Origin of the sequence: Dysgonomonas sp. ZJ709, assembly GCF_011039195.1 — a bacterium.
In the GTDB taxonomy this organism is placed as follows: Bacteria; Bacteroidota; Bacteroidia; order Bacteroidales; family Dysgonomonadaceae; genus Dysgonomonas.
On record NZ_JAAKEM010000004.1, the window covers coordinates 69,744 to 84,009 of the forward strand.

Sequence of the window (14,266 nt, forward strand, 5' to 3'; positions counted from 1 at the left end):
TTGAGGATAAAAGCTTGTATTTTAGAATTATATATTAAGCACATACAAGATGCTAGTTTATTCTTTTGTTCTTCGCCTATGGCGAAGAACAAAAGCCTTTGGAGTAATTGCCTATTTGCGGATATCAGGTTATAATATGTTGTTTATTAGTTCTTTTTGTATTTTGAAAAATGATTTTCTTTCTTTTTCTCCACTTTGAGTTATCAATGTTGAAAATCTTCTTAAAGATTCGATCCATTCTTTATGAGATTGGCATACATATGGGTTTTCAGAATCGATAATCCCGATCGAATAGAGACTCAATAAAGATAATTCAATATCATCTCCTTTAAAGTATGCATACGAAGCATCGAAATCTACATCAGACAGATATAGCGATATACTTTTGCCAGTACTATAGGTTCCGGTGGCGGCCGTTAATTCAATTACGCTTAGTAATTCGAAAATTTCACTTTTCAAATCTTGTACTTCTGTATCGGAAATAAGATTTTGTTTTGCAAAATAGTTTATTTCTCTGGCAAAAGAAGTAAACATATTTCGATCGAAGATGAAATAAGAGTATGTAATGAAGCGAATTTCATCGATGAATCTTTTTTGAGCATCTATCACTTTTTGTGGTACTATCAGTTCCGAAAAGGGGATAGTGTTTGTTATTGCCTGAGTCTGATATATCCATCGGTATAATTTAAACTTAGATAGATTACTGAAAGGTAATACAAATGAGTATGGAATAATTCTGAAAGCTGCTATAACTTTGGAATGGCAATCCTTCAATTTCAGAAATATGCGGGTATACATATTGAGTACTTCACAATATTTATCTATCAGATTTTCTGATTGTAAGAGGCGCAATCCGAAAACGGCACGGTCTTTATCTTTTATCCCGGCAATCTCATCTAAAGAGATGCCTAATTCTTTTGATATTATCACAGCTTCATCCAATGTAAATTGTACATGCCCTCTGAGTCTGCGATAAACAGCCTCTTTTCCCAAGGGGAGGATATCTAATAATGCATTTGCTATATTTTTATTGGGGGGAAGTGTGTTCTCCAGGGCTGAAATTAACCCGTCATGCGTGTTTTTTATCATTGACTTTAATTTTATATTGATTCTATAACTTGTCTCAATATTGTATAACAATCAAAATCGAAAATCAGCGAGGAAAATATCTGTTTTTTTAGAATAATTATATATAAGTCTATTAATTAGATGATTATGTAAAATCGTTTGTTGTGTTCTTTTGTGTTAACTGCTTGGTTTTGTGTCCATTTTGTATTCAGTTGTCAGGGTGATATATACAAAGCACACTCCATACTAAATTGCATGAAGTGTGCTTCTATTTATGCGAAAAGAAATGTATCTGGATTATTTGTTAGAGTCTTTATCGTCTCCGGTTATGTCATCTTCAAGACCTTTTACTCCATCTTTGAAGTTTCTAACACCTTTGCCTAGTCCTTTCATAAGTTCGGGGATTTTCTTTCCTCCAAATAGGAGAAGAACTACAATGGCAATTATTATAATCTCTCCGGTTCCGAGATTTCCTAAAAATAAGATTGTATTGGTCATAGCATTTAAATATTAATTATTCTGTTTATATCTAATTATAAATTAGTTGGATGTCAATAATAGAGAATAGTCTATAAAGTAAAAGAACATATTTAATGTCGAACACTAAAGCTATAAATGTCAATCATTATTGTACTTGTATAGACAATAAAATAGGTTTAAGACTTTAGCTTGATGCTAAGGTAATGAGAATAAAATTATTTTCATTCATATTGCAATATTTTTCAGATCTTCTAACATTTCTTATTAACTAAAATAAAAAATCCTCTCTCATATTTTAATATATGGAGAGGATTTTATGAGAGATATTTCTAACTCGTTATTTGTCTCTTATTCAAGAGATGATAACATCTTTTCTTTAACGATCTGGCACGCACCGATTACACCGGCTTTGTTACCTAATACAGATCTTTTCAGTTTCATGTCTCTGTTCACCAAACCAAGAGAATGCTTGCGTAAAGCTGCTTGGATAGGAAGCAAGACGAAATCGCCAAGTTTGGCAAAGTCTCCGCCTATAATCAATAGATCAGGATTGAAGATATTCAAAAGAACCGATAGGTATCTTCCGATTACTTCACTTTGTTGTGTGATCAGCTCTATACATAGACTATCTTCTTGGACAAGAGCCCCCGATATGATAGAATGATGCTGAACCATTGGCGAAGCTTCTTCAAGCTCCACGAGCGATTTCTTACCATCAGCTAGTGCTTTCTTAAATTGAGATATGAGTGCCCATCCAGAAACTTCTGTCTCCAAGCAACCTATTTTACCACAGTGGCAAAGTATCTCATTGTCGAAGATAGAGCTATGTCCGAATTCTCCGGAGTAACCCGACTTACCATAATAGAGGCGGCCATTGGTTACAATACCAATACCTACACCCCAACTGTAGTTAAGGAAAAGAACATTTTCTTCGTTTTCTACTACGCCTTCCATATATTCACCGAAAGCCATAGCGCGCGTATCGTTCTCTAGAAATACAGGTAGACCGATTTGTTCGGCTACTATTTCTGTTAGCGGGCGATTCTCGTTGAAGAAATAGTTGTAACTGTATCCTTCCATTGAGTTTATACGTCCCGAGAGGTTGATACACGTTCCTACAATTTTCGATTTGTCAGCAGGGCTGTCATCAATAAATTTGTTGATAATAGCACAGAATTTTAATAAAGATTCGTGTGTATTCTCAAGTAGGAAGAGTACTTGCAGATCCAGACTAACAAATTCATTTTTCAGATTTTGAAGTCCGATCGCCATAGATGATCTTCCCATTTCGATACCGAGAAAAAATGCGCTAGAAGGTGCTATGCTGTAGAGCGATGGGCGCCTTCCGCCATTGTTTGCAACTTTCCCCATATCCATAATGAACCCGTCAGCAAGTAGTTCATTTACGGCTTTGGTGATAGTTGGAATACTCGATTGTAATTCGGCACTCAATTCGGCGATTGTTGCATCGCCAATTGACAATAAGCACTTCACAATAGATTGTTTAAGTGTGTGCCATTTGACCCCAGATAAGCTGTTGTCAGAACTGTTTACTAGTAAATCCTTTAGCGTCATGATGTTTTTATTTAATACAAGTGTAAAATTAAAAGAAAAAAATATCTAACTGAAATACTCATAATGTTGATTATCTTCATATTCATTTTTATAATTATTCTCATTTAGATTCTCTTTTTCGTCGTCTAATAAGTTGGTGTCTAAATTGTTTATAATATATTTCTAGGTGTTTTTTTGCATTTCAAGGCGAAGATAAAAAAAAATAATGATATTAGTTATTATTACTATATTCTTTATAAGTTTTATTTTTGTAATATAACAAATATATACATATTAAAATTATTTTTCATGTAATCCGTAGTTATTAAAGTAATCGTTTAGTTTTGTTTTTTATTAAAATTACTCTTCTCTTTTGATCTCTTCTTTTATTATTGTCTCTACCAGTTGCTTTAATTCTTGGCGACTTATTTTCCCTGTTTCTGTCAGTGGGATAGTCTTTATTTTAATTGTTTTTTTCGGTAAATAGTATGGTGGTAGCGCTTTAACTACTAGTTCTTCATCTATTGTACTTTCTATAACTAAAACTATTGCTTCACCAAATTTAGGGTCTGGAATAGAAGTGATAGCAAAAGGGCAATCAATAACAGGTTTGAGTAAATTTTCGACTTCTTCTATCTGAATTTTTATTCCGCCACTATTTATAATATTGTCTCTTCGTCCAAGAATTTGAAAACTTCCATCTTTATGAATTTTTGCAATATCATTTGTGTAAAGTCGTTCATTACTAACTAATGGCGCATCAATGATCAGTGCATTGTCTTCCGAAAGCGATATATTAACCGAACTGAATGGCGAATAATACTCTGAGGCCTCATTACCATTGATACGTCTTAGAGCAATATGAGAGAGTGTTTCTGTCATGCCATAAGTCGAGTATATCTTATTAGGTAGCGGCTTGAGCAATTCTTGCAGTTGATTATCTATCGCTCCTCCTCCGATAATGAGATTATCTATCTGAGATAATCGCTCAGCTTCAGTACTATTTTGCAGGCTATTATATACTTGAAGAGGAATCATTGCTGCAAATTTGAGATGCATGTCAATATCTCTAAGCGGATTGCCTGAAGGAGTAATAGGGAAAAGGTTTAACCCTCCTATAAGTGCCCGAACTACCAACATTTTGCCGGCGATATAATTTAGAGACATGCAAAGTAATACTGTATCGTTTTTTTGCAGTCCGAGAAATGTACAAGTTAGTTTTGCACTTTGCATCATCTTCTCTTTTTCAACCAGCATTTCCTTGGGGGTGCCGGTAGAGCCTGATGTCTGTACTTTCAGATGTGGAGAGTCAGAAAACCAATCTTGCAGAAACAGATATAAGTCATGATGAAATTCGGATTGTTTCGCTAAAGCAGATTCCTTCCCTTTATTGAATTCTTGCGGGTAATATGTTTTACCTTCGATGGTAATCGTTTGTTTTTGTCTTTCTAACTGATACATATTACAGGATGTCATTTAGTGAGAAATGTACTTCATTGGAATTAAACCACAAACAATCTTTCTTAATTTCCAAAGGTAAATCTATATTATTAGTGTAAAGTCCACCGGTTCCCAAACCTTGTGGTAGCGGATTTTTGAATGTCGCACACCATTGAGCTATGGCGTTCAATCCTATATTTGATTCTAAGGCTGATGTTATCCACCAATCGATATTCATCTCTTTTGCCAATTCTATCCATTCGGTTGCTCCACTTATGCCTCCGTGAAGTGTCGGTTTGAGAATAATATATTGAGGATTTATAGCCTGTAATAGTTTTTTCTTCTCTTCGGGTTGATTAACCCCGATCAGTTCTTCGTCCAATGCTATCGGCAATGGAGTTTCTTTCACCAGCTTGGCCATCTCATCCCATTGTCCTGTGCGGATAGGCTGTTCTATGGAGTGTAAATCAAGGTCGGCTAATCGCTTCAGTTTATCAACTGCATCGTTAGGTGAAAAGGCTCCGTTTGCATCGACACGTAATGTAATGTCTTTCGAAGAGAAATGCTTACGGATATATTGAAGTAGTTTTAATTCGTCTTCGAAATTGATAGCACCTATTTTCAGTTTAATACATTGGAATCCTTGCTGCATTTTAGCCTCAATTTGCTCTAGCATAAACTTATATTCACCCATCCAGATTAAACCATTTATAGGAATACCTTCTTCTCCATTCGAATATGGTGTATCCCATAATTTAAAGCTTTTCTTCTGGTAATGGAGCATAGCTGTTTCTAACCCGAATAGGATAGATGGGTAGGGGCGTAGTACTTCTTTATCCAACTGCCCTGTTTCTTTCAGTTGCTTACAAAACGATTCCAGCCGTTGCGCATACTGTTCATCGTAATCACAACTTAGATCATGTAAAGGGGCGCATTCACCTATTCCCCAATGCTCGGGATCAGACATAGAAGAGATAACCACATACCATATTTTATGATCGTGATATACTCCACGCGACGTACCTGTCGGACGCTTAAAGTGTAGGGTATAAGGTATAAGCTTTACTTTCAATTCCACAATTTAGCTGATCAAGGGAATTTAGGGAATTTTTTAAAGTCAGGTTTACGTTTTTCCAAAAATGCATGTTTACCTTCCTGAGCTTCATCTGTCAGATAATAAAGGAGAGTAGCATTTCCTGCAAGTTCCTGTATTCCTGCTTGCCCATCCAGTTCGGCATTCAATCCCATTTTTATCATGCGCAATGCCATTGGGCTATGTTGCATCATTTCGTGTGCCCATTTCACTGTTTCGTCTTCCAGTTGATCGAATGGAACTACAGTATTTACAAGTCCCATTTCAAGAGCTTCTTGTGCCGAATATTGGCGGCAAAGGAACCATATTTCTCGGGCTTTCTTTTGTCCTACGATGCGTGCCAAATAAGATGAGCCAAATCCTGCATCGAAACTGCCTACCTTTGGCCCTGTTTGTCCGAAAATAGCATTGTCTGAAGCGATCGACAAATCGCATACTACTTGTAGAACGTGTCCGCCACCGATAGCAAAACCGTTTACCATGGCAATCACCGGCTTAGGCATCGAGCGTATTTGTTTTTGTACCTCAAGAACCTGTAAACGGGGTACACCGTCTTTGCCGATATATCCACCCTTACCTTTTACATTCTGGTCGCCACCAGCACAGAACGCTTTATCTCCTGCACCTGTGAGTACTATGACATAGATATCTTGATTTTCGTGGCAGATGCGTAATGCATCGCTTATCTCCATTGTAGTTGTCGGAGTAAAAGCATTGCGATAGCGAGGGCGATTGATAGTTATACGTCCGATGCCTTCGAAATAATCAAATAGAATTTCTTCGTATTCTTTAATGGTTTGCCATTCTCTTATTGTTGCCATATTATTTTATGTTTTTATTTGTTTCTTGTCTAACTGTTTCAAGATGTTAAAAGGTAACAAAAGTAACACTTTTTACCTTGTTTTTGATTGTAACCCTTTTTCTCTTTCGATTCATATAACTCATTGATAGTATATAGATAAACTTAGAATTACTTCAGATGCTTTTTATATATTCTTTAATTGATGATAATACTCCTGAAACGTTTTCTTACTAATCTCCATTTCTGTCGTAACTTCAAGTAATATTGATTGCTCTGTTTTTTCGTTTGTAAATATATCGAGAGATTTATTTAAATCTTCTTGATTTTTAGCCGACAAATAATGTAATCCTGCTGCTTCGCCCCATGTCTTTGCATTCGTGGTATGTTCAGCAGCCACATATTCTTTCAATGAAGCTGATTTATTTAATCCCGGTAATAAATGGAAAATACCTCCACCACCATTATTAATAAGCAGGATGCGTAGGTTTTTTATATGTTGAATATTCCATAAAGCACTTAGACTGTAAAAGAAACTCAGATCACCAATAATAAGATATACCAAGCCGTCATATACAGATGCAAAGCCTATAGTTGTAGGCAATGTGCTTTCTATACCGTTTGTACCACGATTGCAGAATACACTTGTCGATTTGTTTAATGTATATAATTGCACATTGCGGACTGTGGAACTATTGGCAAGATGCAATACTGCATTCTTGGGTAATGTTTTCAAAAACTCACCAGTGGCTGATATATCCGAAAAAGGCGTATCAGCTTTTGGTTCTTTTATTTTAGAAGATGTGCTTTTCCATAATTCTGAAAATGAGTTCTTACTGCTCGCATTTATCTGTTCGGATAGTTCGGCGAAGAAACTCACCGCATCGGATTCTATAAGATCGGTCAATGATTGGTACAAATCTACCACTTCGCCTGAAGACGATAAATGCCAATGGTTTTTTGGCTTATGCTCTCTTAAGAAATGCTTTATGCGCTTAGATGTGATATGTCCGCCTAAAGTAATTAATAAGTCGGGTGCAAAATCTACCTTCTGATCATCGGATAACGTATATAATAATGCATCGAAATTTGTTATAAACGAAGACGATGCACAATTTGACAAATGCTCTGTAAGTATGATGCAATCATTTGCTAAAGCTAATTTTTCTAGTGTAGTAATGGTCTCCGGCGATTTAAACATTTGCCCTACTATAATCATCCGTTTAGTAAGCGAGTCCCATTTCTTGGCAAAAGGCTTTACATCCACTGTTTTTGTCGGTTGTGGATAGTCGATTTTCCTTACACTCGGTAATTCCTTTTCCGAATAATCGAATAAGGGTTCCGATATAGGTATATTTATATGAACGGGTCTCGCTGCGTTGGTCGTACAGGCTATAAGCGATTCATTGATAAGCCGATTACAGAACCATTCGTCTTTCTCATTATTTATTTCTGGTAAATGAACCGATTTTTTTACCAATGAGCCAAAAGTTCCCGCTTGCGGCAAAGTTTGTCCATCCATTTGTCCGATCCATTCGGGCGATCTGTCAGCCGAAATAACAACCAAAGGCAATTGCTGATAATATGCTTCTGCCACCGCCGGAGCATAATTAAGTACAGCTGTTCCCGATGTACAACAGATTGCAACAGGTGTTTGTGTTGCCTGTATTATTCCCAGTGCATAAAAAGCTGCATTACGTTCGTCTACAATTATATGACATTCGAAAAATGGATTCTGTGAAAAAGTCTGCATCAATGGAGCATTCCGCGATCCGGGAGAAACAACAATATGTTTTATCCCATACGCTTTAAGTAGTGCAACCGTTTGTAATACATTTTTTTTGACTGAATACATAATCTTACCTTTTTTATAGATCCAATGGAGTTTCTTCAATAATTGAGAGTATAGTCTGCATTTTATTCTCTGTCTCTTCCCATTCCGATTCTAAATCAGACGATGGCAGTATACCACCTCCGGCAAATAGAAGTGACGATTTTTTATTAACTTTTGTGCAACGGAGATTCACATACATATCTGTTTTATTGTCTACATCCAGACAGCCTAGAAATCCTGAGTAGTATTGTCTATCGTATCCTTCATTTTCAAGAATAAACCTGAAAGCTTCTTCTTTCGGAAAACCACATACAGCAGGACTGGGATGTAATAGTTCTAATAAATTACCTATTTTCATAAGATCCGGTATCTTAAATGAAAATTCAGTTTTGAGATGTACGATATTGCCTGCCTGCAAATTTGTTGGCTCGCTTTGAATGAAAGGCAATTTTGCCTTTTGTAATTGTAGTTGCATATAATTAACCACAATTTCTTGCTCCATGCGATTTTTTTCGTCCCATTCGGAAGTGGTAGAAGATGCGTTTTTTGTTCCCGCCAGAGCCACAGTTTTCCAGTTATCGCCTTGTCCTGATATTAGTAATTCGGGCGAACTGCCAAGCCAAGTTCCTGTTTCGGGTGTATGGCATAAATAGACAAAACTTTCGGGATACTTATCACATGCCCGATCGAACGATACCCCTGCCGAAAATGATTCGTCATTTTCATGGTTGCATGTCCGCGAAAGTACTAACTTTTCGAAAGAATTACTGTTGACAGCCGAATGAAATTTCGTATATATATCTTTATAAGTATCAAAAGAATTTATAGGCGAATAATCATTGGATTCATTATGCAGAGAGCCTTCTATGTTATTCGTATCCAAGAACTGGAAAATAATCTCTTCCCCTTTAAGCGTAATGTCGGGTTCAATAAGTATAATTGGCGATTGTTCTGAAATGTGGAAAGGGGCAATAACAAATCCCTTTTTGGTATTTAAGTCTGATAGCCTTCGAAGCAGATGTCTGCGTGGCGAGTTCTGTATTATAAAATTTACTGTATAGTCACCCGGTAAGCGATATAAAGCAAAACTAACATTCTTATCAATCAGAGAATCAAAAATCCGATATTCGAAATGTTGATTATGACTAAATTTCATTTTTATAGTAGGATCAATTAATTTATTTTCTTTTGCATAACAAAAATAGGCTAAATAAAAGGTTATTGCCCTATTTTGCCCTGCCTTTTTTGTCTTGAATAACTTATTTTAAAGAAGAAAGCCGTACGAAGAAAAATATCTATACGCAGTATGTAATTTTGTATACTATATATCCGTTAATGTATACTATTTTATTGCTCTGATTATAAAAAGACTACTTTCGTAAATATTCGTAAGAAAAAGGTGAAATCTGCTACTTTTTTGTTTCATAATGTGTGATAAAATGTTAAAAAACGAAATAGTTGTAACTTTTTTAAACTTAAGACGACATATATGTATACAAGTTTGATTTGTGAATAAAATATAAGATTAAATTTGTGCGTTAATACTATTGTGATTTAAATTAATTATGAGAAGCTTGTGATAAAGATTAGAGACTTAAACAAAACCTATTATAGCGGAGCTCCATTACATGTACTGAAAGGTATCAACATGGATATTGATAAAGGCGAATTTCTCTCAATCATGGGAGCATCGGGTTCCGGAAAATCAACTTTGCTTAATATACTCGGTATATTAGATAATTACGATACAGGAGAATATTATCTGGATGATGTGCTTATTAAGAATCTTAGTGAAAATAAAGCCGCCGATCTGCGTAACCGCAAGATAGGATTTATCTTCCAGTCCTTTAACCTTATTTCGTTCAAGAATGCGATGGAAAATGTTGCATTGCCTCTCTATTATCAGGGAGTAAGTAGGAAAAAACGTAATATTCTGGCACTCGAATATCTGGATAAAATGGGAATAAAAAGTCATGCCGAGCATATGCCAAATGAACTGTCGGGAGGACAAAAGCAGCGTGTGGCTATTGCCCGTGCACTGATTGCCCAGCCTCAAATAATATTGGCAGATGAGCCTACCGGTGCATTAGACAGTAAAACTTCGTATGAAGTAATGAATCTTCTTCGCGAAATAAATACAACCGATAATATTACAATGATAATCGTTACTCACGAACAAGCTGTTGCCGATGCTACAGATCGTGTTATACATATCAAAGATGGTATAATAGGGTCGATAGAAATCAATAAGGAACCAGTAATAGAAATGTAATTCATATGTTTGATTTCGATTCGTTAAGAGAGATTATATCTACTATAAGCAAGAATAAAATGCGGACCGTCCTTACAGGATTTGCTGTAGCATGGGGTATTTTTATGCTTATTATTTTGCTGGCCTCCGGTAATGGTCTGAGGAATGGTGTGACATCCAATTTTTCGAACAGAGCAAAAAATACGGTGTCTCTATGGCCCGGCTGGACATCGATGCCATATAATGGACTACCATCTAACAGGCAAATCAAGTTCGATCATAGAGATTACGATCTGATAAGAAATAAAATACCTAATGTAGAATATGTATCGGCGAGAGTGTCTCAAAATGTAACTTTATCGTACGAAAAAGAATATGGGAACTGGAATCTCGATGGAGTATCTCCGGATGCAGCCTATATTAGTAACATTGATGTAACAAGTGGTAACGGGCGATTTATAAACCAACTCGACGTTGATAATAAACGCAAAGTGGTTGTTATCAATTCCGAAATAAAGAATATCCTGTTCAAAGATGAAGATCCTTTAGGTAAGTATGTAATTGCAAACAATGTAGCATTTCAGGTAGTGGGTATATATGAAGATCAGGTCGGGCGAAACAGCCCACCGGCATACATTCCATTTACAACAGCGCAAGCGCTCTATAGTAAGGGTTATGGTTTCCGTCAGATGGAGTTTACGGTGACTGGTCTGAAAACATTAGAAGCCAATGAGGCATTCAATGAGTACATACGTCAACGGATGGGTAAACTGCATGGCTTTAATCCACAAGACAGATCGGCTATTTATCTATGGAATACGGCAGAAGATGCTATCGAATCTGATCAGATATTTTCGGCAATCACCTTTTTCATTATCATAATTGGTGTAGCCTCATTGATGGCAGGTATAGTAGGCGTGGGAAATATTATGTTGATTACAGTCAAAGAACGTACCCGTGAAATCGGAATACGGAAAGCTATTGGTGCAACTCCGACTTCTATCTTGCGATTAATTATTTTCGAGTCGATACTGATCACCACAGTTGCCGGTTATATCGGTATCGTATTGGGTGTCGGGCTTACCGAGGCTATCAGTAATTCGCTGGCTAATGCTCCGAGCGATGGACCGACAATATTCCTTAATCCGACGGTAGATTTGGGTACTGTGATATATGCCACCTTGTTTCTTGTCGTTTGCGGTGTTGTTGCTGGCTTAATACCGGCAATCAAAGCAACGCGTGTCAGTCCGATAGAAGCTATGAGAGCGGAATAAACCGAATAAAAATAAGATATAATATAGAATATGTTTGATTTAGACAATTGGCAGGAAATATGGTCTACAATAACCCGAAATAAACTTCGTAGCTTTCTTACAGGCTTCGGTGTATTTTGGGGGATATTTATGCTCATTATACTTATTGGGGTAGGTAATGGTTTTAAAGACGGCATGTTACAGAATGTGAATGGATTTGCATCTAACTCCTGCTTCTTTTTTACTAATCTTACTAGCGAAGCATATAAAGGTTTTCGTAAAGGGCGTCATTGGGATATGACAAACAGAGACCTTGTCATTATTCGCCAGAAAGCGAAATCGGTAGACCTGATTTCACCCATGTTGTTTGGTGGAGGTACAGATAAGAATGCAGTGAGAGGTACAAAATCGGGAACATACGGTACGCGAGGAGTGTATCCGGCTCATTTTCAGATAGAGCAACAGCACATATTACATGGTCGTCTGTTTAATACGCTCGATGTCGATAATTATCGCAAGGTATGTGTAATCGGTAAAGTAGTATATGAAACATTGTTTCAACCCGGTGAAGATCCGATAGGGCAATATATAAGAGTAAATGGTATTTATTTTCAAGTAATTGGAGTAATTCGCCCTAAATCAAGAGCTTCGGTCGGTGGAAATGTCGAAGAATCTATTTTTATGCCGTTTACTACTATGCAGCGTGCTTTTAATCAGGGAGATGTGATACATTTTCTCGGATGTACGGCGAAACCCGGATATCCTGCATCTGTAACCGAAGAAGAAGTGAAAAGTATAATTAAGGCCACTCATGATATATCGCCTACCGACGAAAAGGCAATGAGAAGTTTTAATATAGAAAAAGAGTTTCAGATATTCCAGAATTTATTTTTGGGTGTCGATTTCCTTATCTGGATTGTCGGACTCGGTGCTCTTTTTTCGGGTATAATAGGTATCAGTAATATTATGCTGGTAACGGTTCGGGAGCGAACAAGGGAAATCGGTGTCCGTCGTGCGTTAGGTGCGCGACCGTTTACCATAGTAAAACAAATATTGAGTGAAAGCTTTCTATTGACAGCAATTGCCGGCTTTGGAGGTTTCTTTGTCGGAGTGGTAATATTGGAAATAGTAAGAGCGGCAATGCTTGCTAATACACAAGTGCCGGAGGGAGAAGGGTCGTTTTTTGTGCCACCTTTCGTTTCATTCGAGACAGGATTGTTGGCAATGGGAGTACTTATTGTGTCGGGTGTTGTAGCAGGACTAATGCCTGCGATGAGAGCTTTGAAAATAAAGGCTATTGATGCTATCAGAGAAGAGTAAGACAAATTAAATATATAGGAAATTATAAACAGAACAAATAATATGAAGAAGATTCTTAAAATTGCATTGCTTGTGATAATAGTGCTTATTGTTTTAGGTACGTTCTACATGCTCTGGCAGAAGTCGCAGCCCAAAAAGGTTGTTTATGAAATTATTACAGTAGATACAGGTAATGTGGAAAATACTTCTGTGGCAACAGGGAAAGTTTCTCCGCGCGATGAGGTGTTGATTAAACCTCAGATATCCGGTATTATATCAGAATTGCTGAAAGAAGCTGGAGACTATGTAAAAGCAGGCGAGGTTATTGCAACTGTAAAGGTTATACCTGAAATGGCATCTTTAAACTCGGCCGAATCGCGTGTGACTATTGCTGAGATCAATCTGACACAAGTAAAGGCAGAATTTGAGCGTCAAACACAATTGTTCACAAAAGGTGTGATTGCGAAAGAAGAAATGGATAAGGCCGAAGCCGATTATAAAAAGGCTAAGGAAGAACTTGAAAACTCGAAAGATAACTTAGACATTGTAAAGAGTGGTATCTCGAAAAAGACAGCCCAATATAGTAATACACAGATCAGGTCTACTATTACCGGGATGATTCTTGATGTTCCTGTCAAAGTTGGTAACTCTGTTATCCAGTCGAATACATTTAACGATGGAACTACAATTGCAACTGTTGCCGATATGAACGATATGATATTTATCGGTAAAATAGATGAAACAGAGGTTGGACGTGTTCATGCCGGAATGCCAATGAAATTATCGATAGGAGCAATTGAAAACCAAAAATTCGATGCTACACTCGAATATATAGCACCGAAAGGAACCGAAGAAAATGGAGCTATCCTTTTTGAAATAAAAGCAGCAGCAAGACTTTCCGATTCGGTTGTAGTTCGTGCCGGATATAGTGCCAATGCCGAGATTGTATTAGCTAAGGCCGAAAGTGTTTTATCCATTCCAGAAAGTACAATCGAATTTAGCAACGATTCCTCATTTGTGTATATACTGAAAGATACTCTCGATCAGAAGCAAAACTTCGAGAAGAAACATATCACAATCGGATTATCGGATGGTATAAAAGTTGAAGTAAAATCGGGTCTGAATAAAGGAGACAAGATCAGAGGTAATGAAGTTTCTGACAAGCCGAATAAAGAAGGTAAAGAACAATGATAAA

The 14,266-nt window shown here is 36.8% G+C and carries 12 protein-coding genes; 4 read left to right on the forward strand and 8 right to left on the reverse strand.

The window, feature by feature from the left end; all coding sequences use genetic code 11:
* Nucleotides 1-129 precede the first annotated feature (129 nt).
* The 8 genes from G7Y56_RS04650 to G7Y56_RS04685 form a co-directional block, all read right to left on the reverse strand.
* Complete coding sequence (locus tag G7Y56_RS04650; protein ID WP_165041505.1) at nt 130-1,089, reverse strand: hypothetical protein; 960 nt, start codon at nt 1,087-1,089, stop codon at nt 130-132.
* 276 nt (nt 1,090-1,365) lie between these two features.
* On the reverse strand, nt 1,366-1,566 hold the full coding sequence (gene tatA, locus G7Y56_RS04655; protein ID WP_165021250.1) for a twin-arginine translocase TatA/TatE family subunit: 201 nt from the start codon (nt 1,564-1,566) through the stop codon (nt 1,366-1,368).
* A 330-nt stretch (nt 1,567-1,896) separates the two neighbouring features.
* The gene (locus G7Y56_RS04660) at nt 1,897-3,123 is read right to left on the reverse strand and encodes an ROK family transcriptional regulator (RefSeq protein WP_165041507.1); all 1,227 of its coding nucleotides are present in this window, start codon (nt 3,121-3,123) and stop codon (nt 1,897-1,899) included.
* A 339-nt stretch (nt 3,124-3,462) separates the two neighbouring features.
* Nucleotides 3,463-4,578, reverse strand: coding sequence for an AMP-binding protein (locus tag G7Y56_RS04665; protein ID WP_255498637.1), 1,116 nt, complete (start codon nt 4,576-4,578; stop codon nt 3,463-3,465).
* On the reverse strand, nt 4,565-5,620 hold the full coding sequence (locus tag G7Y56_RS04670; RefSeq protein ID WP_165041509.1) for an o-succinylbenzoate synthase: 1,056 nt from the start codon (nt 5,618-5,620) through the stop codon (nt 4,565-4,567). Before G7Y56_RS04670 ends, G7Y56_RS04665 begins: the two co-directional genes overlap by 14 nt.
* 11 nt (nt 5,621-5,631) lie before the next feature.
* Entirely contained in the window at nt 5,632-6,456 is an 825-nt protein-coding gene (gene menB / locus G7Y56_RS04675) for a 1,4-dihydroxy-2-naphthoyl-CoA synthase (RefSeq protein ID WP_165041511.1), read from the reverse strand.
* Between the two features lie 165 nt (nt 6,457-6,621).
* The gene (menD, locus tag G7Y56_RS04680; protein ID WP_165041513.1) at nt 6,622-8,289 is read right to left on the reverse strand and encodes a 2-succinyl-5-enolpyruvyl-6-hydroxy-3-cyclohexene-1-carboxylic-acid synthase; all 1,668 of its coding nucleotides are present in this window, start codon (nt 8,287-8,289) and stop codon (nt 6,622-6,624) included.
* Nucleotides 8,290-8,302: 13 nt separating this feature from the next.
* The gene (locus G7Y56_RS04685) at nt 8,303-9,424 is read right to left on the reverse strand and encodes an isochorismate synthase (RefSeq protein ID WP_165041515.1); all 1,122 of its coding nucleotides are present in this window, start codon (nt 9,422-9,424) and stop codon (nt 8,303-8,305) included.
* Nucleotides 9,425-9,844: 420 nt separating this feature from the next.
* On the opposite strand from G7Y56_RS04685, the gene G7Y56_RS04690 reads away from it, so the two are divergent.
* Genes G7Y56_RS04690 through G7Y56_RS04705 form a run of 4 tightly spaced genes read left to right on the forward strand, consistent with a single transcriptional unit; the run spans nt 9,845 to nt 14,262 of the window.
* Complete coding sequence (locus G7Y56_RS04690) at nt 9,845-10,540, forward strand: ABC transporter ATP-binding protein (protein WP_165021256.1); 696 nt, start codon at nt 9,845-9,847, stop codon at nt 10,538-10,540.
* Nucleotides 10,541-10,545: 5 nt separating this feature from the next.
* Nucleotides 10,546-11,793, forward strand: coding sequence for an ABC transporter permease (locus G7Y56_RS04695; protein ID WP_165041517.1), 1,248 nt, complete (start codon nt 10,546-10,548; stop codon nt 11,791-11,793).
* A gap of 30 nt (nt 11,794-11,823) precedes the next feature.
* Nucleotides 11,824-13,092, forward strand: a complete 1,269-nt coding sequence (locus G7Y56_RS04700) for an ABC transporter permease (protein WP_165021258.1) — start codon at nt 11,824-11,826, stop codon at nt 13,090-13,092.
* 42 nt (nt 13,093-13,134) lie between these two features.
* On the forward strand, nt 13,135-14,262 hold the full coding sequence (locus tag G7Y56_RS04705) for an efflux RND transporter periplasmic adaptor subunit (protein ID WP_165041519.1): 1,128 nt from the start codon (nt 13,135-13,137) through the stop codon (nt 14,260-14,262).
* The last annotated feature ends 4 nt before the right edge of the window (nt 14,263-14,266 follow it).

Excerpts from the sequence above, each read along its gene's own strand:
- G7Y56_RS04705 (WP_165041519.1), top strand. The coding sequence starts at position 13,135 with ATGAAGAAGATTCTTAAAATTGCATTGCTTGTGATAATAGTGCTTATT.
- G7Y56_RS04650 (WP_165041505.1), bottom strand. The coding sequence starts at position 1,089 with ATGATAAAAAACACGCATGACGGGTTAATTTCAGCCCTGGAGAACACA.
- menD (WP_165041513.1), bottom strand. The coding sequence starts at position 8,289 with ATGTATTCAGTCAAAAAAAATGTATTACAAACGGTTGCACTACTTAAA.
- menB (WP_165041511.1), bottom strand. The coding sequence starts at position 6,456 with ATGGCAACAATAAGAGAATGGCAAACCATTAAAGAATACGAAGAAATT.
- G7Y56_RS04700 (WP_165021258.1), top strand. The coding sequence starts at position 11,824 with ATGTTTGATTTAGACAATTGGCAGGAAATATGGTCTACAATAACCCGA.
- tatA (WP_165021250.1), bottom strand. The coding sequence starts at position 1,566 with ATGACCAATACAATCTTATTTTTAGGAAATCTCGGAACCGGAGAGATT.
- G7Y56_RS04665 (WP_255498637.1), bottom strand. The coding sequence starts at position 4,578 with ATGACATCCTGTAATATGTATCAGTTAGAAAGACAAAAACAAACGATT.
- G7Y56_RS04695 (WP_165041517.1), top strand. The coding sequence starts at position 10,546 with ATGTTTGATTTCGATTCGTTAAGAGAGATTATATCTACTATAAGCAAG.
- G7Y56_RS04685 (WP_165041515.1), bottom strand. The coding sequence starts at position 9,424 with ATGAAATTTAGTCATAATCAACATTTCGAATATCGGATTTTTGATTCT.
- G7Y56_RS04660 (WP_165041507.1), bottom strand. The coding sequence starts at position 3,123 with ATGACGCTAAAGGATTTACTAGTAAACAGTTCTGACAACAGCTTATCT.